The 23045-nt window shown below is 63.2% G+C and carries 21 protein-coding genes; 6 read left to right on the plus strand and 15 right to left on the minus strand.

Features of this window, described 5'->3' with window-relative positions; translation table 11 throughout:
• Positions 1 to 26: 26 nt before the first annotated feature.
• Genes arsC through ACP151_RS11465 form a run of 3 tightly spaced genes read right to left on the minus strand, consistent with a single transcriptional unit; the run spans position 27 to position 1758 of the window.
• Positions 27 to 368 carry an arsenate reductase (glutaredoxin) gene (arsC, locus tag ACP151_RS11455; RefSeq protein WP_424979033.1) on the minus strand — a complete coding sequence of 114 codons (342 nt, stop codon included), beginning with the start codon at positions 366 to 368 and terminating at the stop codon, positions 27 to 29.
• A complete protein-coding gene (locus ACP151_RS11460; protein ID WP_424979034.1) occupies positions 365 to 1423 on the minus strand; it encodes a quinone-dependent dihydroorotate dehydrogenase in 1059 nt (352 codons plus the stop codon). Before ACP151_RS11460 ends, arsC begins: the two co-directional genes overlap by 4 nt.
• Positions 1420 to 1758, minus strand: a complete 339-nt coding sequence (locus tag ACP151_RS11465) for a DUF952 domain-containing protein (protein WP_424979036.1) — start codon at positions 1756 to 1758, stop codon at positions 1420 to 1422. Before ACP151_RS11465 ends, ACP151_RS11460 begins: the two co-directional genes overlap by 4 nt.
• A gap of 162 nt (positions 1759 to 1920) precedes the next feature.
• Between ACP151_RS11465 and ACP151_RS11470 the strand changes: the two genes are divergently transcribed.
• Entirely contained in the window at positions 1921 to 3501 is a 1581-nt protein-coding gene (locus ACP151_RS11470) for a bifunctional metallophosphatase/5'-nucleotidase (RefSeq protein ID WP_424979038.1), read from the plus strand.
• Positions 3502 to 3665: 164 nt separating this feature from the next.
• Positions 3666 to 3974 carry a DUF1992 domain-containing protein gene (locus tag ACP151_RS11475; RefSeq protein WP_424979039.1) on the plus strand — a complete coding sequence of 103 codons (309 nt, stop codon included), beginning with the start codon at positions 3666 to 3668 and terminating at the stop codon, positions 3972 to 3974.
• A gap of 6 nt (positions 3975 to 3980) precedes the next feature.
• Here ACP151_RS11475 and ACP151_RS11480 read toward each other — a convergent pair whose 3' ends face one another.
• Positions 3981 to 5765, minus strand: coding sequence for a tetratricopeptide repeat-containing sulfotransferase family protein (locus ACP151_RS11480; RefSeq protein WP_424979040.1), 1785 nt, complete (start codon positions 5763 to 5765; stop codon positions 3981 to 3983).
• A 90-nt stretch (positions 5766 to 5855) separates the two neighbouring features.
• Here ACP151_RS11480 and ACP151_RS11485 point away from each other — a divergent pair, with 90 nt between their 5' ends.
• Positions 5856 to 6545, plus strand: a complete 690-nt coding sequence (locus ACP151_RS11485; protein ID WP_424979041.1) for an SOS response-associated peptidase — start codon at positions 5856 to 5858, stop codon at positions 6543 to 6545.
• A gap of 3 nt (positions 6546 to 6548) precedes the next feature.
• Here ACP151_RS11485 and ACP151_RS11490 read toward each other — a convergent pair whose 3' ends face one another.
• The gene (locus ACP151_RS11490) at positions 6549 to 7040 is read right to left on the minus strand and encodes a MarR family winged helix-turn-helix transcriptional regulator (protein WP_424979043.1); all 492 of its coding nucleotides are present in this window, start codon (positions 7038 to 7040) and stop codon (positions 6549 to 6551) included.
• Positions 7041 to 7200: 160 nt separating this feature from the next.
• Here ACP151_RS11490 and mnmH point away from each other — a divergent pair, with 160 nt between their 5' ends.
• A complete protein-coding gene (mnmH, locus tag ACP151_RS11495; protein WP_424979044.1) occupies positions 7201 to 8253 on the plus strand; it encodes a tRNA 2-selenouridine(34) synthase MnmH in 1053 nt (350 codons plus the stop codon).
• 207 nt (positions 8254 to 8460) lie between these two features.
• On the opposite strand, the gene selD is transcribed toward mnmH, so the two are convergent.
• The 7 genes from selD to ACP151_RS11530 are packed head-to-tail and all read right to left on the minus strand — an operon-like array spanning position 8461 to position 16586.
• On the minus strand, positions 8461 to 10626 hold the full coding sequence (selD, locus tag ACP151_RS11500; protein ID WP_424979089.1) for a selenide, water dikinase SelD: 2166 nt from the start codon (positions 10624 to 10626) through the stop codon (positions 8461 to 8463).
• A gap of 31 nt (positions 10627 to 10657) precedes the next feature.
• Positions 10658 to 11059: a Na+/H+ antiporter subunit G gene (locus ACP151_RS11505; RefSeq protein WP_424979045.1), complete on the minus strand. Its 402-nt coding sequence runs from the start codon at positions 11057 to 11059 to the stop codon at positions 10658 to 10660.
• A gap of 11 nt (positions 11060 to 11070) precedes the next feature.
• Positions 11071 to 11340, minus strand: coding sequence for a K+/H+ antiporter subunit F (locus ACP151_RS11510; protein WP_424979046.1), 270 nt, complete (start codon positions 11338 to 11340; stop codon positions 11071 to 11073).
• Entirely contained in the window at positions 11337 to 11834 is a 498-nt protein-coding gene (locus ACP151_RS11515) for a Na+/H+ antiporter subunit E (protein ID WP_424979047.1), read from the minus strand. The genes ACP151_RS11510 and ACP151_RS11515 overlap by 4 nt, the downstream gene beginning before the upstream one ends.
• Positions 11831 to 13369: a monovalent cation/H+ antiporter subunit D gene (locus ACP151_RS11520; RefSeq protein ID WP_424979048.1), complete on the minus strand. Its 1539-nt coding sequence runs from the start codon at positions 13367 to 13369 to the stop codon at positions 11831 to 11833. Before ACP151_RS11520 ends, ACP151_RS11515 begins: the two co-directional genes overlap by 4 nt.
• Positions 13369 to 13722 carry a Na+/H+ antiporter subunit C gene (locus ACP151_RS11525; protein ID WP_424979049.1) on the minus strand — a complete coding sequence of 118 codons (354 nt, stop codon included), beginning with the start codon at positions 13720 to 13722 and terminating at the stop codon, positions 13369 to 13371. The genes ACP151_RS11520 and ACP151_RS11525 overlap by 1 nt, the downstream gene beginning before the upstream one ends.
• A gap of 2 nt (positions 13723 to 13724) precedes the next feature.
• Positions 13725 to 16586, minus strand: coding sequence for a monovalent cation/H+ antiporter subunit A (locus ACP151_RS11530; RefSeq protein ID WP_424979050.1), 2862 nt, complete (start codon positions 16584 to 16586; stop codon positions 13725 to 13727).
• 255 nt (positions 16587 to 16841) lie between these two features.
• Here ACP151_RS11530 and ACP151_RS11535 point away from each other — a divergent pair, with 255 nt between their 5' ends.
• Positions 16842 to 17315, plus strand: coding sequence for a rhodanese-like domain-containing protein (locus ACP151_RS11535; RefSeq protein ID WP_424979051.1), 474 nt, complete (start codon positions 16842 to 16844; stop codon positions 17313 to 17315).
• Positions 17316 to 17337: 22 nt separating this feature from the next.
• Complete coding sequence (locus ACP151_RS11540; protein ID WP_424979052.1) at positions 17338 to 18171, plus strand: alpha/beta hydrolase family esterase; 834 nt, start codon at positions 17338 to 17340, stop codon at positions 18169 to 18171.
• Positions 18172 to 18401: 230 nt separating this feature from the next.
• Here ACP151_RS11540 and mdoH read toward each other — a convergent pair whose 3' ends face one another.
• The 3 genes from mdoH to ACP151_RS11555 are packed head-to-tail and all read right to left on the minus strand — an operon-like array spanning position 18402 to position 23043.
• On the minus strand, positions 18402 to 20279 hold the full coding sequence (mdoH, locus tag ACP151_RS11545) for a glucans biosynthesis glucosyltransferase MdoH (protein ID WP_424979054.1): 1878 nt from the start codon (positions 20277 to 20279) through the stop codon (positions 18402 to 18404).
• Positions 20276 to 21784 carry a glucan biosynthesis protein gene (locus ACP151_RS11550; protein WP_424979055.1) on the minus strand — a complete coding sequence of 503 codons (1509 nt, stop codon included), beginning with the start codon at positions 21782 to 21784 and terminating at the stop codon, positions 20276 to 20278. The genes mdoH and ACP151_RS11550 overlap by 4 nt, the downstream gene beginning before the upstream one ends.
• The gene (locus ACP151_RS11555; RefSeq protein WP_424979056.1) at positions 21781 to 23043 is read right to left on the minus strand and encodes an OpgC family protein; all 1263 of its coding nucleotides are present in this window, start codon (positions 23041 to 23043) and stop codon (positions 21781 to 21783) included. The genes ACP151_RS11550 and ACP151_RS11555 overlap by 4 nt, the downstream gene beginning before the upstream one ends.
• Between the last annotated feature and the right edge of the window lie 2 nt (positions 23044 to 23045).

Consider the following 23045-nt stretch of genomic DNA (forward strand, 5'->3'; position numbering starts at 1 on the left):
CCGCTGCAATTTTATACAGCAGCCGTTTACAGCAGTGTTTCGATCGCTTCGGTCGGGCGACCGATCACGGCCTTGCCATCCTTGATCGCAATCGGGCGCTCGATCAGGATTGGATGTGCGGCCATGGCGGCCAGCAGGGCGTCTTCCGGACTGTCCTTGCTCAGGCCCAGGTCCTTGAACAGTTTCTCGCCGGTGCGCATCATTTCGATTGTGGAAACACCCAATGCGGCCTGCGCCGCTTTCAGCTCATCCACCGACGGCGCATTTTCCAGGTAAACACGGATCTGTACCTCTGCGCCGCGGTCTTCGATCAGGGCAAGACCCGCGCGGGATTTTGAACATTTCGGGTAGTGCCAATAGGTGATCACAGCCAATCCTTCCGTTTGGTTCCAACCGCTTCTGCGACGTTCTCAAACCCGTCCCGGGCCAGCAGATCGTCCAGCCCGCGGGCGATGTCGCCGGCCAGCGACAGCCCGCCATAGACCATCGCAGTATAGAACTGCACCGCAGAGGCCCCGGCGCAGATTTTGGCATAGGCCTGCTCAGCTGTGCTGATGCCGCCCACACCGATCAGCGGCACCTTGCCGTCCAGAAGCTCCGACAGCTGCGCCAGAACCCGGGTGGATTTTTCAAATAAGGGCGCGCCGGACAGCCCGCCTGCTTCGCCCTTGTGGGCGCTCTGCAGCCCGTCGCGCGACAGGGTGGTGTTGGTGGCAATCACCGCGTCGATGCCGGTTTCCAGCGCAACGGCGGCGATGTCTTCGATCCCAGCGCGGTCCAGATCCGGGGCGATTTTCAGGAACACGGGCACCCGACGGCTGAGGCCCTCGCGGGTTTCAATGACGCCTGCCAGCAGCGCCGAAAGTGCTGCCTTGCCCTGCAGGTCGCGCAGTTTCTCGGTGTTGGGAGAGGATACGTTGACGGTGGCAAAATCCAGATGCGCGCCACAGTGCGCCAGCACCTTGGCGAAATCCGCAGCGCGGTCCTCGCTGTCCTTGTTGGCGCCAAGGTTCAGGCCAATGACTGCATCGCGCGGACGCTGCGCCAGCCGGGCGCCAATGGCCTCCATGCCTTCGTTGTTGAAGCCGAAACGGTTGATTGCCGCCTTGTCTTCGGTCAGGCGGAACAGGCGCGGCTTGGGGTTGCCGGGCTGGGCGCGCGGGGTGGCGGCGCCAACCTCGATGAAGCCGAAGCCGGATGTCGCCAGCGGCGCCAGTGCTTCGGCGTTTTTGTCAAAGCCAGCGGCCAGCCCCACCGGGTTCGGCAGGTCGATGCCTGCCAGTGAGGTTTTCAGCCGGGCAGAGGTCACCGGACCGGGCGACGGCGCCAGCCCCAGGGTCAGCGCCTTGATGGACAGGCCATGCGCGGCCTCGGGATCGACCTTGTGCAAGGCGGCCAGGGCCAGTTTCTCAGGAAACTTCATACCATTTCCTCCGGGAACTGGTGCGCGCCATTCGCCAGCGGCAGCGGTTTGGCCCAGACCACATCCGACATACGGATGTTGCGGTAGAGATGCGGGAATTCCGCACCGCCGCGGGACACTTCCCATTTCAGGTCCGCGCCCATTGCCCCAGCATCACAGGCCAGCAGGGTCAGCCCCTCGGCGCCGGCAAAATGCTTGGCTGCGGTTTCGGCCGCCTGGGTCGCGGTGGAGAAATGGACATAGCCGTCCGCCACATCAATCGGCGCGCCCTGGGTTTCGCCCGCCGCCTGCAGGGCGGCCCATTCGTCCGCCCGGAAAATCTTGTAAATCAGCATAAGCGCCTGATGCCCTGCGATTGCAAAGGAATCAAGGGGGATTGGTCGCGGCGGCTGCGCAATGCTGACGTCACGAGAGGCTGATTGGCAGCTTTTCCCCTTTGACGGGCGCGGGCTTTGGGCGCAGGCTCTGCTTGAAACAGATCAACGGGAGCCTTCCTCATGATTGCACGAATTCTCACATCGGTTGCAGCCCTTGCCCTGACCGCTGGCGCTGCGGCGGCGGAGTATAAGCTGACCATCCTGCACACAAATGATTTTCATTCCCGGTTTGAGCCGATCAACAAATATGACAGCGCCTGCGACGCAGAGGATCAGGCCGAGGACAAATGTTTCGGCGGCACCGCGCGGCTGGTGACGGCCATTGCAGATGCCCGCGCGCGGGCCGGGAATTCGATCCTGGTGGATGGCGGCGACCAGTTCCAGGGCTCGCTGTTTTATACCTACTACAAGGGCAAGGCCGCGGCGGAGTTCATGAACAAGCTGGGTTATGACGGGATGACTGTCGGCAACCATGAATTCGACGATGGGCCAGAGGTGCTGCGCGGGTTCATGGATGCGGTGGGTTTTCCGGTCCTGATGTCCAATGCGGATGTGTCACAGGAGCCAGCACTGGCGGGCGTGCTGAAGAAATCCACGGTGATAGAGCGCGGTGGCGGGAAGATCGGCCTGATTGGGTTGACGCCAGAGGATACGCATGAGCTGGCAAGCCCTGGTAAACACGTGCATTTCTCTGATCCAGTGGCAGCAGTGCAGGCCGAGGTGGACCGGCTGACGGCTGCTGGCGTGAAGATGATCGTGGTGCTGAGCCACTCTGGCTATGGCGTTGACCAGCGGGTGGCGGCAGAGACCACGGGGGTGGATGTGATCGTCGGCGGCCATTCCAACACCTATTTGTCCAACACCTCGCAAAAGGCTGTGGGGCCGTACCCGACTGTGGTGAACGGGGTGCAGATTGTGCAGGCCTATGCCTATGGCAAGTTCCTGGGTGAACTAAATGTGACGTTTGACGATGCGGGCAATGTTGTCAGCGCCACAGGGGAGCCGCTGATTATGGATGCCGGCGTCAACGAGGATGCGGCTACCCTTGGCCGGATCGCCGAACTGGCACAGCCGCTGGATGAGATCCGCAACAAAGTGGTGGCAGAGGCTGGGGAACCCATCGAAGGTGGCCGCGATGTGTGCCGGGTGCAGGAATGCGAGATGGGCAATCTGGTGGCCGATGCGATGCTTGACCGGGTGAAGGATCAGGGCGTGACCATTGCCATCGCCAATTCCGGCGGTATCCGTGCCAGTCTGGATGCGGGCGCTGTCACCACGGGCGAAGTGCTGAGCATTCTGCCGTTCCAGAACACGCTGTCGACCTTTGAAATTGACGGCAAGACGCTGGTTGAGGCGCTGGAGAACGGTGTCAGCCAAGTGGAGGACGTCAAGGGGCGTTTCCCGCAGGTGGCGGGGCTGAAATTTAGCTGGGATGCCTCTGCTGCCCCCAATGAAGGGCGGGTGCAGGAGGTGCTGGTGGCCGAGGGCGCGGGCTTTGTGCCGATTGATCCTGCCAAAACCTATGTGGTGGTCACCAATGACTATGTTCGCAACGGCGGTGACGGCTATGCGATGTTTGAGGGCGACGACAAGAATGCCTATGATTTCGGCCCGGATCTGGCGGATGTGCTGGCAGAGTATCTGGCCGCGCAAGGCCCCTATACGCCCTATACCGACGGGCGGATTTCGCAGGTCAAATAGGCTGGCAAAAATAGGTAAGCCTTACTGCCTGAATGTTTCGCGCGCGAAACATTCAGGCAGTATATCTGCCGCATTTTGTTAAGGTAAATTAAACCTTTATGTCATGTTTCTAAACGGGTTTGCGGGGGCTTTCGCTGGCTGGGCTAGCATGGCAGAATGCCCCCATGGACCATCCTTTGATCGACCTTATCAATGCTCGGATTGAAGCCGCCGAAAAGGACGGCGCCTTTGACAATCTGCAGGGCGCAGGCAAGCCGCTGCCGGACTGTGATGATCCGGAGAATGCGCTGGTGAACCGGCTGGTGCGCGAAAGCGGCGGGGTGCCGGAGTTTGTCAGCCTGTCGCGTGAGCTGCATCGGCTGCGGGCAGAACTACGCGAGGCCGGCGACCGCAGTCGCCGGCAGGAGATCCTGAAAGAGATGTCGATGATGGATGCGCGGATCGAAATCGCCCGCAAATCCTACACCAGGTAACGCCCGTTAGTCTTTGATTTCAGGCTGAAATTCAGGCTGAAGCTCAGGCGAGAGTTCGGGCCAGATTTCTGGGTCCAGCCCGTCGATGAAGGGGGCCAGAACGTCGGCGTAATTCTCCCATTTGCCGATCGAACGGGTGTGCGCCGTCTGCCTGACCTGGGTGTTCGACAATGTCAGCACCTGGCCCTGGTGGCGTTCCGGGTGGGCCATGTCCTCAACCCACTCCAGCCCGCAGAACTCCGCCAGTTTGCGGCTTTGGCCTTCGATGTCGGCCACGAAGTCTTCGTAGCGCAGGTCATAGATCCGCCCCGGCATCACCTGCCGCCAGTGCTGCATCAGCCGGCCATAGAGGTTGAAGCGATGCGCCATCGCCTTGAGGTCATAGGCGTAGGTGAGCGAGCTGCCGGAGAAATAGCCGCGCCAGATCGACATTGCGACATCGCGCGGGTCGCGACAAAGATGAACAAAGCGTGCATCCGGATAGGCGGCCGCCAGATGGCCCAGCAGGCGGTAGTTGTCGGGCATTTTGTCGACATAGGCTGCGGTGCTCTGGGGCATTTCCGGCAGGCGGCTGATGTCTTCTGCCACGAAATTGTGGGCGGCATCAGCGGTAAAACCCTGATCGTTGTCCAGATAGGGGTGCAGCAGGAAGGCCGGCACGCCGCGTTCGCCCAGGGGGAACACATCCGGGTGCAATCCGATCACGGTCTCGGTCAGGGTGGTACCAGAGCGCGGCATCCCCACCACATAGATCGGGCGGGGGCCTTCGGGCTTGGCTTGCACCGGGGTAATCGGATCCGGGAAGGCGGCGATGATGCGGCTGAACTGGCGTTCGCTTTCCGCATAATCATAGGGGTTTTGCGCCGCCATACAGGCGTTGGCCTCGTCGTTATGGGCGGCAAAGGCGTGTTTGTCGCCGGCCTGATCGCTGATCCGGGCCAGCGCAAAGCTGACGTTGGCGCGGTCCAGCGAGCGGGGGGGGGCAGCCTTCAGCGCTTTTTGCACGATCGGCAGCAGGTCCGCATTCTGGTCGCGGTTGTTGATCCGGGCCAGCATTTCCAGCACCTGGGTGTCCTTGGGGTCCAGCTCCATCAGGGCCAGGCATTGTTCCCGTGCCGCAGCAGTATCGCCGTTGGAAATCAGCTGGCTGGCCAGTCGCCGCCGCGCCTCGACGTGCTGGGGGGCAACGGCCACGGCTTTCTCAGCGGCTGCGGTGGCTTCCTCCTGTCGCATCAGGCGGGCCAGCGGCAGGCTGATGTTCTGCAGGGCGTCTGCATCGTTGGGGTCGATCTTCAGGGCGGCCTGATAATCCGCCAGCATGGCTTTTTCGTCGCCCAGGGTGCTCCAGGCGGTGGCGCGCAGCCGCAGCATGCGGGGCTGGCGGGCATCCCGCGCAAGGGCTGCGGTGGCGGTGTCTATGGCCGCTTTGGCGTCATTCAGGACCAACTGCGCCTGCGCCTTCAGATAAAGCGCTGCCTGATCGCCAGGCTGGTCCTTCAGCACCCGTTCCACCAGTTTTATGGCACTGTCGCCCTGCTGCAGGAACAGCAGCGTCTGGGCCATGTTCTTGCGGGCATCGTGAAAGCCAGGGGCCAGCGCCAGCGCCTTCTTGAAATAAGGCACCGCATCGCGGTGTTTGCCGAGGCCCGACAGGCAAATGCCGGCGATATTGGGGAAATCCGGGTGGTTCTTGTGCCGCTTCATGCCGCCCTTGGACTGCTTCAGCGCCTGTTTGAACTTGCCCTGGTTGAGAAAACCCAAGGCGGACTGGAGATCATTCTGCAGAGTCATGAGGCCTATCTATCATCCTGTCGAGGCGGCTGAAGACTGCGGGTCGGGGCATGTTTTGCAATTGCGCCCCGGGCCGGGTTAGAAATCAGCATGTGCGGACGATTTGCCATAACCCTGCCCACGGATGCAATGGCGCAGCTGTTTGCGGCGCAGCCGGCAAATGATTTGCCGAAGGTGCCGGACTACAATGTTTGTCCGACCCGCCCGGTGCATGCTGTTCAGATGGGCGATGCCGGGCGTCAGCTGGTTGCGATGCGCTGGGGGTTCCTGCCGCAGTGGTACAAGTCTGAGACCGCAGGACCGCTGCTGATCAACGCGCGGGCTGAGACGATTGCGGAGAAACCAGCCTTTGCGGCCGCCGCCCGCACCCGGCGCTGTCTGATCCCGGCGACGGGGTTCTATGAATGGACCAAATCCGGGGAGGGCGCTCGGCTGCCGTGGTATATCCATCGCAGTGACGCGGCCCCGATCGCCTTTGCTGCCGTGTGGCAAAGCTGGGGCGATGCCGATCCGGTCAAGACCTGCGCCATTGTCACCACGGCTGCCAATCAGGGTCTGTCCGCCATCCATCACCGGATGCCGCTGATCCTGGAACCTGGCGACTGGGGCAAATGGCTGGGCGAGGCGGGCCATGGCGCCGCCAGGCTGATGCAGCCGGGGCCAGAGGGCGTGCTGGACTTCCACCGGGTCGATCCGGCGGTGAACGCCAACCGGGCAGCAGGGCCAGAGCTGATCGAGCCGTTTGGGGAAGATGATATTCCCCGCGGCCAGCTGATCTGAGGCTTATTCGGCGGCGTGGCCGGTTGGCAGGTCGCGCTGGGGCGCCCGGCTGAGATCATTGGCGGCATGGGTCGCCTTCTTCAGAAGCGCCACGAAGATGTCCTGCTCCTCTTCCGTCAGGCCAGTCAGGATGCCGGGCTGGGCGGCTTGCACGATGGGCTGGATGCGCTGCAGCAGCGCTGCGCCGTCGTGGGTCAGGCTGACCTCGCGGGCACGGCGGTCGGCCTTGGACACCAGGCGTTCCACCAGCCCTTTGTCCACCAGCCGGTCGATCACCTTGCCGAGCGTGGCGCGGTCATAGGCGATCAGGCCTGCGACAGAGGCCTGGTCGATGCCGGGGTAGCGGTGGATGGCGGCCATGGCAGAGAACTGAACCGGGGTCAGGTCCACGCCCGCTGCCGTCATGTGGTCCATGAACTGGGCCACAGAAATCTGGTGCAGCCGCCGGATCAGGTGGCCGGGCAGGGTGTGAATGATCAATGGGTCAGTTGTCATGGGCTTACCGGTCCTTGGCGGTCCTGTTCCCGGCAATGCGTGCGGGGGATTGCTTTGCGAGAAATGCCATAGCGCCCCGTGCGCATTGCGCGCAAGACTTATCACCGTGGGGTGGCGATTGCAGCTTTTCCTTGCTCAAATCGCAGGGTAGAGCTTGGGGATGTCACTGAAATTCACTTCCCTGCAAGAATTCTATGCCCACGGCTTTGACACTGTGATCGATGTGCGCAGCCCGGCTGAACATGCCGAGGACCATGTTCCGGGCGCCATAAGCCTGCCGGTTCTGAACAATCACGAACGGGCTGAGGTCGGCACCATCTATGTGCAGGATAGCCCTTTCAAGGCGCGCAAACTGGGTGCTGCGCTGGTGTTCCGCAATGCAGCAAACCACATTGAGCAGAGCCTGAGCCATCACGAGGGGGGCTGGAAGCCGCTGGTCTACTGCTGGCGCGGCGGTCAGCGGTCGGGGTCGTTCACCTGGATGCTGCAGCAGATCGGCTGGCGTGCAGAGGTGGTCGAAGGCGGCTATCAAAGCTATCGCCGTCTGGTCCACAAGGCGATGTATGAAACCGCGTTGCCGATCCGGCTGGTGGCGCTGGACGGCTATACCGGATCGGCCAAGACAGAGGTGCTGAAACGGGCGGGTGCTTTGGGCGTGCAGGTGCTGGATCTGGAGGGGCTGGCCAATCACCGGGGCTCGCTGCTGGGGGAAATGCCGACGCCGCAGCCTTCGCAGAAGGGGTTTGAATCGGCAGTGGCGGGAGCGCTGATGCAGCTGGATCCCGCCCGGCCGGTGCTGGTGGAAGCGGAATCGAACAAAATCGGCCAGCGGATCATTCCGCCTGCCGTCTGGGAGGCGATGAAACAGGCCCCACGTATTGAACTGCAGGTGCCGGTTGCGGCGCGCTGCCGCTATCTGGTGCAGGCCTATGACGACATCCTGTCTGACGCCGGGCGGCTGCGCGACAAGCTGGGACCGTTGCGAGCGCATCGCTCTGGCGCAATCGTTGACGGCTGGTTTTCCAGCATTGAGGCCGGCGACAAGGCAGGCCTGACGGCAGCACTGATGGCGGAGCACTATGATCCGGCCTACCGAAAATCCCGTGCCGCAATCGGCGCCAAGGTCGCCGCGGCAGTGGAAGCCGTTGCTCTGGATGAGGCGGGCCTTGATGCTGCTGCCACACAGGTGGCGGCTGTTATGTCCAGTCTCTGACGGGAGCCCCTCCCGCCCGTCGCCGGTGCATCTGCGATGCACCGCTCCCGTTGGGCGCAGCGCTGCGCTGGCGCGCAGCGGGCCTCCGGCGGGGGTATTTCCAACCAGAAAGAAGCGGGCGCGAAAGGGCTTCTTTCTGGTTAAAAATACCCCGTGGTGAATTGGCCGTCAGGCCAAGAGGGGCCGGCCCCTTTCTATCTGTTGCTGCTACTGGCTGCTCAGCGTTATGGCGCCTGGGGTCGCGGTCACTTTGCCAATGCGCGCCGCCGGATATCCCGCGGAGCGGAGCTGGCCGAGCAGATCGTCAGCAGTTTCGGCGCTGACCGCTGCCAACAGGCCGCCAGCGGTCTGGGGATCAAAGAGTAGTTCCTGCCAGCCGGATGTGTTCAGCTCGGCAAGCGCCGCCTGATTGGCGGCGAACAGGGAAGACCGGATGCCGCGGTCGGCCAGTTCGGCAGCGCCCGGCATCAGCGGGATCCGGCCGGTCCACAGCTGGGCACCGGCGCCGGAGGCTTCACAGATGCCCAGCAGATGGCCGAGGAGGCCAAAGCCGGTCACATCGGTCATCGCATGGGCGTTCTGCAATAGGCCCGAGGCTGTTCCCTGCGGCTGGCTCATAAGATTCAGGGCGGAGGCGATCCATTCGCCTCTGGCATCACCTGTCATTTCTGCGGCCATCAGAACACCGGAGCCGATGGGTTTGGTCAGGATCAGCGCATCCCCCGGTTTGGCGCCTGCGAGGGTGACCGGGGGGCGGGGGCAGAGGCCAGTGACGGTGAACCCTATTGTCAGCTCATCCCCGAGCGAGGTGTGGCCACCGACAATGGCGGCGCCGGCCTGCTGCATGACCTCTGACGCAGCACCCATGATCTCTGCCAGGGTCCGGGCCTGCAGATCGCTCGACATGCGCGGCAGGATCAGGCTGGCGGTTGCGGCCTGCGGCTTTGCCCCCATTGCCCAGATGTCACCAAGCGCGTGGATGGCGGCGATTCGGCTCATCAAGACCGGGTCATTGGTGAAGCTGCGCAGATGGTCGGTGCTGATCACCTGGCGTGCGCCGCCGGTGGTCAGCAGGGCCGCGTCATCTCCGGGCAGCGGGGTGATGTCGCTGCGGTCTGTTGTGCCGAGCCCCGCAAGAGTGCCGAGCAGCGCATCGCGGCCGACCTTGGCGCCGCAACCGCCGCACATCGGTTTTGCGCCCAGGGCCTGTTCCATGTCCAGCGTGTGTTCAGCGGGCAGGTCTGGTGGCTCCATTGCTGGCAGGTCGCGGAATTTCTCCATGAAGGCCTGATCGATGCGGTCCTTCCATGTCCACATTAGCGGGCCTGACAGCGCGGCGCCGAAGCGCTCGCCGAGCGCCTCTTTGCTGCCCATGGAAATCAATTTCAGGTAGTCTTTCTGCGGTTTATAGCGTCGCAGGGGGTCGCCGGTCATCAGGGCGCGCAGATTGTGGCAGAGCACCGGCGCCTGTCGGACGGCATAAACCCCGGCCTTGGGACGTGGGGCAAATTCCATATGGGCGCAGTCGCCTGCAGCAAAAACATTGGCGGCGGAGCTTTGCAGGGTTTCGCTGACGCGGATGAACCCGTCCTGCACGTCGAGCCCGCTGTCTGCAAGCCAGCCATAGGGGCGGGCGCCGGCCGCGCCGGTGGTGAAATCCGACAGGATCTCTCGCCCGTCGGCCAGCAGGATGTAGCCCTTTTTGATGCGCTCAATAGTGGCGTTTTCCTCCAGCCGGACGCCCTGTTCGACCAAGGCGCGGCGGAGTGTCTGGCGGGCTTTGGTGCCGATGGCACGGAAAGCTGCGCCGCTGTCGATCAGGGTTGCCTGGGCCAGCCTGCCACGGGATCTGAGCGCATAGGCCATGGCCAGGACCAGCTCTGCACCCGCCACGCCGCCGCCGATCACGGCGACATGCGCCGGGCTGTCGCACTCGCGGAAGGCGGCCCATGTTTCTGCGAACTGGCCCAGCGGTTTGGCTGGGATGCCATGTTCGGCAAAGCCCGGCAGCTCCGGCATGGCGGAGGTGATGCCGATATCAACCGAAGCCAAGTCATAGGCAATCGGCGGGCGGCCTGGAACATGAACCGTTTGCGCTGCGGTATCAATGTGCTCTGCTGCGCCCAGCACCACGCGGGCGCCGGCAAAGCGGGCGAGGCGGACCAGGTCGATGTCCAGTTCTTCGCGCCCGTAGTGGCCTGCCACGAAACCGGGCAGCATGCCGGAATAGGGGGCGGTCGGTCCGGGGTTGATCACTGTCAGCCGGGCGCCGGGCAGGGGGGACATCCCCCATTTGCGCAGCACCAGCGCGTGGGTGTGGCCGCCGCCGATCAGGACCAGATCGCGGGTGAGCGGCAGGCGGGAGGTGTCGATCAAGAGGCTGGCCTTCCTGAGAGCAGTGGGTTCAGTCTTCGGCGGGCGGAGTATGGGCCGTTTGGCGGCGTTCTTCGTCCTCGGGCGTGTCATGGGTGGCCCAGTGATCGTCGCCGCCGGCCTCTGGCATAGAGGCGCGGGTTTCCTGCCGGTGGATGTGCACCTTGGCAATGAAATTTGCCGTGACCGGAGCGGTCAGGAACAGGAACAGGGTGATCATCAGCTCATGGTAGGAGACGTATTTTTCAAATGCCGCTGCGTGCAGCATCGAGGCCAGAAGCACCCCGCCGACGCCCAGCGTGGTGGCTTTGGTCGGGGCATGCAGCCGCGACATCTGGTCGTTCAGCTTGATCAGCCCGTAAGAGCCGACAAAGCCGAAAATGCCTGCCATCACCAAGAGGGCGGCCACAAGAAATTCCAGAAGGGTTTCCATGCGTCTTCCCCTTACTCGATGATATTGCCGCGCAGGATAAAGCGCGCATAGGCCACGGTGGAAACAAAGCCGAGCATGGCGATGATCATGGCGGCCTCAAAGAAGATCTCGGACCCCAGCGCCAGGCCGTAAAGCACCATCAGCGCGATGGCGTTGATGAACATGGTGTCGAGCGCCAGGATGCGGTCGGCCACATCGGGGGCGGTGACGACTTTCCACAAATTCATCAGCAAGGCCAGCGCGAAGCAGGCAAAGGCAAAGGTGGCAGCGCTTGCGATCATTCGAAAATCTCCATCAGCCGGCGCTCGTAGCGCTGTTTGATTTCATCCCGCACCGCATCCGGGTTGGGGGCGTCCAGGCAGTGAACCAAGAGGGCGTGGCCTTCGTCCGAGACATCGGCAGACAGGGTGCCGGGCGTCATGGTGATGGTGCCTGCAAGGGCGGTGATCGCCTCGGGTGTTTTCAGGTCCAGTGGGACGGTGATCCAGTTCGGGCGGCGGTCTGCATTGGGTTTGAACAGCACGATGCGGGCGACGATGATGTTGGCCAGCACAATGTCCAAAAGCACCACCAGGATATATTCCGCGATTTTCAGCGGGTTCCGCAGCCGGGGCCGGTTGGGCCAGTAGGGCTGGGTCACAAAGGGGATCAGCACGCCCAGCAGGAAGCCGAAGACCAGCGAGTTCAGAGACCATCGGTTGACCAGCAAGAGCCAGGTGAGGGTCAGCAGGAGCGTGAGCAGAGGGTGCGGGAACAGCCGCCGGATCAGTTTCATTCAGCGGTCCTCCCAAGCACGGTGTCGATATAGGCCGATGGCGCATAGAGCTGAGCCGCCGTTGCCTCGGCATAGCGGGTGGCAGGGCCTGCAAAGACGGTGAGCGCGATCAGGCCGCCCAGCAGGCCGAAACAGGCGACAAAGGGCAGCTGTGCCGGTTTGGCGGGCAGGCTGTCTGCGGGCAGGCCTTTGGATGGGTCCTGTTCGTCTGCTGGCAGACCATGGCCTTTCCAGAACAGCAGGGAGCCTGCGCGGGCCATTCCGAGGATGGTGATCAGCGAGCCCAGCAGAACCACGCCCCAGATCCAGGGCGCCAGATCGGCGTTGCGGGTGGCGTCCAGCACCAAAAGCTTGCCCAGAAAGCCCGACAGCGGCGGCATCCCTGCCAGCGCGATGGCGGCAGCGAAAAACAGCGCCGAGATCAGCCCGGTCTGCGGCATCGGCCGCTGCGGCTGAATCCACTGGCCCTGACGCTCCATCACCAGATCAGCGACCAGGAACAGCAATGCTGCCGCAAGAGTGGAATGCACCAGATAATAGAGCGCGGCTGCGGCGGCGGTCTGGGTGAACAGTGAAATGGCAATCAGCAGCGTCCCCATGGAGGCGATGGCGCCAAAGGCGGCAAGGCGGCCCAGCTTTTTCGACCCCAGCACGCCCACGGCGCCGGCGCCAAGGGTCAAAAGGGCCGCAGGCAGCAGCCAGGCCTCTGTCAGGCCGGCGGTGGCCTCGACCTCGGGGCCGAAGACCAGGGTATAGAGGCGCAGGATCGAATAGGCGCCGACTTTGGTCATGATGGCAAACAGCGCCGCCACCGGCATCGGGGCGTTGGCATAGGCCGAGGGTAGCCAGAAATGCAGCGGCAGCAGCGACGCCTTGATGGCAAAGACCAGCAGAAGCATCACCGCGCCAACGCGCAAGAGGGCGGTGTCCTCAGCCGGGATCTGGGCGACCTTCACTGCTAGGTCGGCCATGTTGAGGGTGCCGGTCACCGAATACAGCGTGCCAAGTGCAAACAGAAACAGGGTGGAGCCCAGGAGGTTGAACACCACATATTGCACGCCGGCCTGAAACCGCCGGGTGCTGCCAGAGTGGATCATCAGGCCATAAGAGGCGATCAGCAGCACCTCGAAGAAGACAAACAGGTTGAAGGCGTCGCCGGTCAGGAAGGCGCCCATGATCCCCATCAGCTGAAACTGAAACAGCGCGTGGAAATTGGCGCCGCGGGTGTCCCAGCCGGAGCCGATGGCATAGAGCAGAACCGGCAGCGCCAAGAGCGACGTCAGCACGATCATCATGGCCGACAGCCGGTCCAGAACCAGCACGATGCCAAAGGGCGCGGGCCAGTCGCCCAGCTCATAGACCTTGACGGTGCCGTCGGCGGCCTGTGCGGCCAGGGTCAGGGAGACAGCGGCCAGCAGTACCACGCTGGCCAGCGAGAAGATCCGTTGCAGGTCCAGATGATGACGCAGCACCATGATGATAAAGGGCGCAACAAGGGCGGGCAGCACCACTGGCGCGATCAGCAGGTGCTCCATTATGCGTCCTCCCCTGCGCCGTCGGTTTCGGTTGGCATCGCGGTGCCGTCATCGCGTGACGACAGATACGCCCCCAGGGCAATCATCACCACCACGGCGGTCATGCCAAAGGAAATCACGATGGCGGTCAGAACCAGCGCCTGCGGCAGCGGATCGGTATAGGCGACCTCTTGGTATTTGTTGAGGATCGGCGGCGCGCCGGTCACCAGCCTGCCGGTGGCAAACAGGAACACGTTGACCGCATAGGTCAGCAGCGACAGGCCCAGGATCACCGGAAAGCTGCGGCGGCGCAGGATCAGGTAGATGCCAGCCGCCGTCAGGATGCCCACGGCTGAGGCAACAAGAAGTTCCATGCTTAGTCCTCCGTCCCGGTCTTGGCCGCTTCGTCGCGTGCCGGGTTGATGTCCATTGCGTGCTCAGAGCTGATGCCGGGCTGCCAGGCAAAGCGCGACAGGCTTTCCAGCGCCAAGAGCACCGCACCGACCACGGCCAGGAAGACGCCAAGGTCGAAAAGCGCCGCAGTGGCCCATTCAAACTCTTCCAGCGGCGGCCAGTGCAGATAGCCGAAATCGCTGGTCAAGAAGGGCATGCCGTTGAACCAGGCGCCCATGCCGGTGGCGGCGGCGATCAGCACGCCAGAGCCGATGATGGCGTGATAGGGGTAGCGCTGACGCTCAGCCGCCCAGGAAAAGCCCGAGGCCATATACTGCATGATGATGGCGATGGCCGCGATCAGCCCGGCGATGAAGCCGCCGCCCGGCAGGTTGTGGCCACGAAAGAAGATATAGGCCGCAACCATCAGCGCCAGCGGCATCATCACCCGGGTCGCCACCACCATCATCAAAGGGTGCGCGTCGCCGGCCTGCGGTAGGTCGGGTTCGCGGTTCAAGAGGTAGGCGCGGACCTTGGAGCCCAGGACAGCTTCGGTCAGGGCAAAGATCACCATGGCGGCAATGCCCAGAACGATGATCTCGCCAAAGGTGTCATAGCCACGGAAATCGACCAGGATCACGTTCACCACATTGGTGCCGCCGCCGCCTTTGTAGGAATTGGCGAGGTGGAAATCCGAGATCGTCGGAAAGGCAAAATCGCGCATCAGGAGCGCATAAATCAGCCCGCCTGCGCCCAGCCCCGCAACCACCGCAATCGCGCCGTCACGAAGGCGGGTGAGGGCCGGGGTTTCAACCGGGGTTTCCTTGGGCATGAAGTTGAGGGCCAGAAGCATCAGGATGATGGTGACGACCTCAACCGAGATTTGGGTCAGCGCCAGATCGGGGGCGGAAAGGTAGTTGAAGGACAGAGACACCACGAGGCCCACCACGCCGATCAGCACCAGCGACAGCAGGCGGTTGCGGTGTTTGGCGACGATGAACAGAGTCGCAATCACCAATGCAAACCAGCCGACAACCGGCAACAGCCCGGGGTCCTGGATCTGGCGGGTCTCAGCGCCCAGCGTACCACTGCGGTAAGCAAGATAGCTGATGGCCACGGTGAAGGTGATCATGATCGCCGCATAGCGGGTCAGAACGCCGTTGTGCAGGCCTTCGGTCACCGATTGGCTGACGCGGGTAAAGGCGCCGATCAGGGCTTCAAAGAGGGGCTTGGCCTCTGGCCGTGGCAGGGCATTCCATGTCCTTTGCAAAGGGGCATGCAGGGCCAGCAGGGTCAGGCCGCCGATGGTGGCTGCCACGGACATGTAAAGCGCCGGAGTCAGCCCGTGCCAGAGCTTGAGCGAATAATAGGGCAGCGTCTCGGTGCCGATGACGGCGGCTGCGGCGGTGGCGACCATCGGGCCTGCGATCTTGGCCGAGGCCAGGCCGATCAGCACCACCAGAACCACCAGCAAGGCGGGGCCGATCCACATGCCGGTGCCCGGATCATGGGGCTGGGCCGGGTAATCTGCCCGTTTAGGTCCAAGGAACACATGCACGATGAAGCGGAAGGAATAGGCGGCTGAGAACAGCGCGGCCACAGTGGCAAGAACCGGCACCACGCTGTGTGATCCGTTCCAGATCGTGTGGGCTGCCTCCTCCAGCATCATCTCCTTGGACAGGAAGCCATTGAGGGGCGGGATGCCTGCCATCGACAGCGCCGCCACCGTACCGATGGCGAAGGTGACCGGCATCAGGTGGCGCAATCCGCCGAGCCGTTTGATGTCGCGGGTGCCGGCCTCGTGGTCGACGATGCCTGCGGTCATGAACAGCGCCGCCTTGAAAGTGGCATGGTTGATGATGTGAAACACCGCGGCAACGGCGGCAATCTTGGTGCCAAAGCCCAAGAGCATGGTGATCAGGCCCAGGTGGCTGACGGTGGAAAACGCCAGCAGCGCCTTGAGATCGTCCTTGAACAGCGCAATCACCGCCCCCAGCAGCATGGTGACAAGGCCGGTGGTGGCGACGATATAGAACCATTCAGGCGTGCCAGCGAGCACTGGCCAGAGCCGGGCCATCAGGAACAGGCCGGCCTTTACCATGGTGGCAGAATGCAGATAGGCCGAAACCGGCGTTGGCGCCGCCATCGCGTGCGGCAGCCAGAAATGGAAGGGGAACTGCGCCGACTTGGTGAAGGCGCCCAAGAGGATCAGTATCAGCGCAGGCAGATAGAGATCCGAGGACTGGATCGCGTCCTTGTTCTGCAAAATGATGCTGAGGTCATAAGACCCTGCGATATGGCCCAGCATCAGCATGCCTGCGATCATCGCCAGCCCGCCGGAGCCGGTCACGGTCAGCGCCATGCGCGCCCCCTGGCGGCCTTCGGGCAGGTGTTTCCAATAGCCGATCAGCAGGAAAGAGCTGAGCGAGGTGAGTTCCCAGAAAACCAGCAAAAGCAATATGTTGTCAGACAGAACGATGCCAACCATCGCCCCCTGAAACAGCAGCAGGTAGCTGTAGAACTGGCCCATCGGGTCTTCGCGTGACAGGTAGTAGCGGGCGTAGAGGATGATCAGGAGGCCAATGCCAAGGATCATCGCGGCAAACAGAAAGCCCAGCCCGTCCAGAAAGAAATGCGCATTCAGGCCCAGACCGGGCAACCAGTCCACGGCGGCAAAGACCGTCTCGCCGCGGAACACGGCCGGGATGTGCAGCATCAGCCCGATAAAGGCGAGCAGCGTTGTCAGCCCGGCGGCAGAGGCCGCAGCGTTGCGTCCGGCGCGGATCAATAACGCGGGGAAGACGGCTCCGATAAAGGGCAGGGCCGCAATCAAGAATAGGGACACGTGCAAGTCTCCTGTCGGGTTGGCGCGTCGTTTTTGAACCAGTGCTAAGCAATTTTGTAACTTAGAACCAGCCCTGCCGTCCTGATTGCGGTAAGAATGCCGCAGGCCATGGCGGGGGGAATACGTCCTTTACCAGCATAATTGGTCAGCAGACGCACAATAACAAGAACTTGACCGGTGGATTTGATCTGTTTCTGATGATTGAGAAGGCGCAGGCTGTTAGACCGGACAGGCAAACCAGGCGGCGGAGGCACAATGGCTGGCAGTGAGAAGAGGGGTCCGAATCTTACCCGGCGGCGGATGCTGCTGGCAGGTGCGGCTGCCGCGGCGGGTTTTGGGTACTGGTGGCAGCGACGTCAGCCGCCGGATCATGACTATCCACGGCTGACGGCGGCTGAGGCGTTTGTCCAGGCTCAGGCGGGGGAGATCATCCTGGTGGATATCCGCACCCCGCGGGAATGGCGCGCCTCGGGGGTGCCTGCGGGCAGCCACCAGATCGACATGCGGCGGGACGATTTCATTGACGCGCTGCAGGCGGTGGCTGGGCCGGACCTGGCGGCACCCGTGGCGCTGATTTGTGCCCGTGGGGTGCGCTCGGCCCGGATCACGCTAAAGCTGGCCGAGGCGGGTTACACCAATGTCATAGATGTGCCGGAAGGAATGCTGGGATCTGCGGCGGGGATGGGCTGGATTGCGGGCAACCTGCCGGTGGCGCGATGGAACGGGTGAGGCGCAAAGGATGATGTCACGGGTGAAACAGGCAGTGGCAGCCGCTGTGTTGGCGGCTGCCTGGGGTGGCAGCGCGGCAGCGGGCTGCGGCGGGGCGCCGGACGCCTGCAAGGTGGATGGCGGAGAGTATCATATCGTGATGCCAGACCCGGCAGTTGCGGCCGGCCCGGTGCCTGTGGTGATGTTCCTGCATGGCTATGGCGGCAGCGGCCGCAGTGTCCTGCGCAACCAAGATATGGTTGAGGGGCTGACACAGCGCGGCTATGCGGTGATTGCGCCGGAAGGGCGCAGGCGGGACGGCAGCGGCCCGCAATCCTGGGGTTTCGGTCCGTTTGACGCAGGCCGTGACGAAGGCGCATTCTTTGCTGCGGTGCTGGCAGATGCAGCTGAGCAGTTCGGCACCTCCAAGGCGCAGACGGTGCTGGCCGGATTTTCCGCCGGCGCTTTCATGGTGCATTACCTGGCCTGCCGTGATCCGGAGGCCTTTGCCGCCTATGCGCCGGTCTCGGGGGCCTTCTGGCGGCCGCAGCCGGATGGCTGCAGCGGGCCGGTGCGGCTTTTGCAGGTGCATGGCTGGCGCGACGAGGTGGTGCCGCTGGAAGGCCGGATCCTGGGCGGCGGTCGGTTTGAGCAGGGCGATGTGTTTGCTGCGCTGGAGCTGTGGCGCGACGCCAATTCTTGTTCCTCCCACGCGCCGGACAGGGCCTGGAGCGCCAATGGCCTGATGCGCCGCCGCTGGGACTGCGGGCCGGAAGCGGATATCGGACTGGTGCTGTTTGACGGCGGCCACAGGGTGCCCAAAGGCTGGGCCGGGCTAATGGCAGACTGGTTCGAGACCCGGCCTGCGCTGCGCTGAAGCGAGCGGGCCGCGTCAGGCTGCAGCGGCGATCTCCCGCCCCTTTGCCTGTCAATCAGAGATTTCCGGCAAAGCGTTGGGCCTGGCAGCGCGCCCTTGCGGGCGCGCTGCGGGTGGCTCTGCCGCCGGCCGCGCCGCACGTCAGCGCGGCGCCGGGCCCAAGGCCGCCAAGGTTGTTCCGGCACTAGCCGGGGCAGCCTGCGGGCGCGGGAGCCCCTTGTCTGCGGGATTTACTCGGCTGGGGTTCTGAAAGGGGCGTTGCCGTCCAGCAGTGCCTTCAGGTCAGCGCGGGCCACACGGGCGGCGCGGGTGATCTGGGGTTCGCTGAATTCTTCCCGTGTGGCCATCCAGTGGCGGATGCGGTTCACCGTCTTGACACCGGACAGCGCCGACAGCGGCACCGCCAGCACCAGCGACAAGGCGATGGGGGCCAGCCACAGCGACACTGTGCCGGTGAGTATCCCGGCCCAAATCGCCACACCGCTGATGGTTTCCAACGCATGGCAGGCGATCAGCGTGCGCCAGGAGTAGCTGCCGCCGTCGCGCGCCTGTGGTGCCCAGCCGCGTTGCAGGCCAAGGGCGGTGCGTAGCACGGCAATCATCTGCTGCACCATCAGGATTGGTGCATAGAGAATGGCCAGCACGACCTCGGACAGGAAAGACAGCACGAAATGCACCGGGCCGCCATATTCAGAAAACCTGCTGCCGGTCAGTGGCAGCGCCATGGCTGCCAGCAGCTTGGGCGCCAGCAACATGGCATAGATCAGGATAATCACCAGAACATGCTTGGGTTCGGTCATATCCGGCCAGCTGGGGCGGAACGGGTTGGCTTCGCTGAAATAGCTGATCACCGAGGCGTCCTGGCTGCGGCCGATCACGGCCCAAAGCACCAGAAGCGCAAACCAGACCGGGGCCATCAGATAGCCGATGGCGCCGGCAAAGAGATGGAAGCGGGAGATTGCGCGAAACCCCCTGGCATGCAGCAGGTTCAGATGCTGCAGGTTGCCCTGGCACCAGCGGCGGTCGCGCAGGATGTGGTCAATCAGCGTGGCTGGGGTTTCCTCGTAGGAGCCGCGGATGCGGGGCAGGAAACGCACGGACCATCCCGCCCGGCGCAGCAGGCCGGCCTCGACAAAATCATGGCTCATGATCAGCTTGTCGCCGCCGCCAAAGCGTGAACGCAGCAGCGGCAGGCCGGCGCAGGCGGCAAAGGCGCGGGTGCGGATGATGGCATTATGCCCCCAGTAATTGCCCTCGTGACCTGCCCAGCGGGCCAGTCCTTCGGCCAGTGCCAGGCCGTAGACGCCATTGGCAAACTGCTGCATGCGGCCAAAGACGGACTGGGCGCCAATCAGCTGCGGGTAGCTCTGGATCAGGCCGGCGCCGGGATCGCGGGCCAGCGCATCGGACAGGCGGGCAATGGCGCGGCCGGTCATCAGACTGTCGGCGTCCAACACCAGCATCGCCTCGTACCCGGCGCCCCAGCGGCGCACCCAGTCGGTGATATTGCCGACCTTGCGGCCTTCGTTGTCGTCGCGGCGGCGGTAATAAAGCTCAGCGCCTTGCGGCAGCATGCTGCGCAGCGCCTCGACGCTGGCGCGCTCCTGTTCGGCAATCGCATCATCGCGGGTGTCTGACAGGATGAACATGGCATATTCATGCAGGCCGCCGCGACCATGCAGCTCCTGCAGCATGGTCTGGGCGTTGCCCAGCACATACCAGGGCACCTCGTTGTAGACCGGCATCAGCAGCGCGACTTTCATCGGGCGGGCCGGGCGGCGGTCTACGGTCTTCTGGCGGCGTGACAGGCCATAGAGACCCAGCAGCACGGTCGAGACCGTGAAGGCGATCCAGAAGAAATTGAAGGCAATCAGCCCCAGAAGCACCATTTCCAGCACGGAAAAGCCGCCATCGGTGAACCAGCCTGCCATGATCCATGTCAGAATGCTGGTCGCCGTCATTGCGGGCGAAAAGGCAAGAAGGCGCCAAAGCGCTATTTGCCGGGGGGCGGAGCCGCCCGGAGCGGATGCATCCCTGAAATCCTTGCTGAAATCCTGCTCTGGCATTGCCAGAGGCTGTTCCGGGGGCATCAGGTCACAGGGTGTCATGCGGTCCACCTGTAGAGCCAGACTTCGGACGCGGGCTGGCCGTCTTTTCTGAGCTGGGCGCGCAGTTCGACGTGGTCCCGTTCGCCGGGGTCGAAATAGAAAGCCAGCCGCAGGCCGCCGGTTTCCGGGTTGCGCTGCAGCACGCCGTCGCTGGTTTCAGCGTGAGGCGAATGAATGTGGATGTCGAGACTGTCGGGGCCGTCCTGGAACAGCGGGTGTTCGCCATAGTCGATGGTGACGATGCGGCCCGGTCCGCCAAAGATGCGCGCGCCTTCGGCGGTGTCGATCACCTTTGGCAGCGGCAGGTCCGGCTGGCGGCCCCAGGTGAGCCGGTAGTTCAGGTCGATCTGGGAGCCGGGCGCATAAGGCTCGCGCGGGCGCCAGTAGGCGACGATATTGTCGTAGATTTCCTTGTCCGCCGGGATCTCCACCAGGGTGACGGCGCCTTTGCCCCAGTCGCCCCTAGGTTCCACCCAGAGCGAGGGGCGGTTGTGATAGAAGGCTTCGAGGTCGTTGAAATCCGACAGTTTGCGCGATCGCTGCATCAGGCCGAAACCTTTGGGATTTTCGTCCACAAAGGAGGAGACCTGCAGCCGTTTGGGATTGGCCAGCGGCCGCCAAAGGGTTTCGCCGTTGCCGTTCAGCACCAAAAGACCGTCACTATCATGCACCGCCGGGCGGAAGTCATCGAAGCGATTGCGGTTGGTTGCATCGAACAGGAACATCGAAGTGAGCGGCGCAAGGCCAGCATGGCTCAGCTCTTCGCGGGCGAACAGTGTTGCTTCGACATCCATCACTGCGCTGCTGCCGGGCGTGATCGTAAAGCGGTAGGCGCCGGTCACAGACGGGGAATCCATCAGCGCATGCACCACCATGTGGCGCTGACCCGGGGCCGGGGTTTCCAGCCAGAATTCGATGAACTCGGGAAATTCCTCGCCCTCGGGGTCGGCGGTTTTCAGGGCCAGGCCGCGGGCGGACAGGCCATAGGCGTTGCCAATTCCGATGGCGCGGAAATAGCTGGCGCCCTGGAAAACGCAGAACTCAGTCTTTTTGGTGGGATCGTCGAGATCGGTGCGCAGGCGCAGGCCGGAATAGCCCAGGTTGCCTTCGGTCGAGAGATCCGGTGCTTTTTCGTTTTTGTCAAACAGCGACAAGTCGAAGGGGATGCGGCTGGACAGGCCCTCGGTCACGGTATTGATCTGGATCGCGCGCGGGAAATAGAGGCCGGGCAGGAAGAAATCGACGTTATAGCTGCGGCTGGTGTCCGACCACAGCGCGTCCTTGGTCCGGAACCAGCGCGCCTTGTAGTCGTCATAGGACTGATCAAGCCAGTCCTGCGGTACCATCGGCCGTTCGGCATAATCCCTGGCAGCCAGGCTGCGGGCCAGGGCGATCACCACATCCCGGCTGAAGGGCACGGCCTCACTTGCGGTGCCGGGCAGAGCGGCCAAAGCCGTGCTGCCAAGCGCAGCAGCCAGAAAGGAACGGCGGGTAAAAGAGCTCATCGTTTGGCTCTCCAAGGTTGAGACTTGAACCAGGCTGCGGTGTAAGCGCAGGCAATGATTAGCAAAAAGCCAACCAGATTGGCGAATGCCGTGGTCATAACCGCGCGGTCGGTCTGGTCAAGCGCAAAGCCGATAAAACGCGCCAGAGCCATGGAAAAAACAAACACCGCAAGCGATTGCTGGCCGACTTTGGTGATGATTTTCAGCAGTACTTCCCAGACCCGCGCCGCCATGGAGGAGCCAGACGCGATCAACCGTTTGCCACCTTCACCTGCTGCAGCCCAGCCGAGATAGGCCAGTGCCAGAAAATGAGCGTAGCGCAGCAGGCCGAAGTCGGTTTTCTCACGCCATTCGCCGATGGCGTCGCGGCCGGGCTTGATCAGCTCTGCCAGTTCCGGGCTGGCGGCCTTGATCCAGGTGAACACCTTCCACGAGCCATAAGGGGCGGACAGGATCAGGAAGGCTGCGGCCAGCACGATCAGAAGTCTGGACACGGGCGGTTTCGGCAGCCAGCCTTTCATAAAGGCAAATCCGGTGAAGAACAGCAGCTGCCAGCCAAAGGGGTTGAAGAACCATTCACGCTCTGACCAGGGTTCGGCCGGTAGCGACAGGCCATCCGGCCCGAGACCGATGAAATAGGGGTTGGCGGTCAGCCAGATCAGGACAGAGGCCATGCCAACCGCCCAAAGCCCCACCTTTTCCAGCCCCATCAACAGCGGCATCAGCATCAGCACCACCAGATACATCGGCAGGATGTCAAAGTAGTTGGGCACATAGGTAAGGGTAAACAATCCCACCAGCTGGGGCATCGGGTCCTTGAAGAAATGCCCCAAATTCAGCGAGTTAACATAGCTTTTTTCAAACCCGCCATACAGGTCGATTGCGGCCATGGAAACGGCGATGAAGACAAAGAGGCCGATGTGGGCCCAGAAGACCTGCCAACAGCGGAAGAGGACGCGGGCGGTGCCCAGGAACCAGCCCTGCCGGGCAAAAGAGCCACCAAAGGCGATGGCAGAGGCCATGCCGGAACAGAAGACGAAGATTTCGGTTGCATCGGAGAACCCGAAACGGGCAGGGATCCAGCCGGTCCAGCGGTTGCCCGGGATATGGGCGATCAGGATGATGAACATCGCAATGCCGCGAAAGAAGTCGAGCCGCAGGTCGCGCACGCGCGGCTGTGCCGCGTGCGGCGGAGGAGCTGCGCGGTTGGCAGCTGCGGGGTCATTCTGAGGCCCGGGGAAGGGCGCAACACTGGACATCT

The sequence above is a fragment of the Leisingera sp. S232 genome (assembly GCF_049800895.1).
Taxonomy (GTDB): Bacteria; Pseudomonadota; Alphaproteobacteria; order Rhodobacterales; family Rhodobacteraceae; genus Leisingera.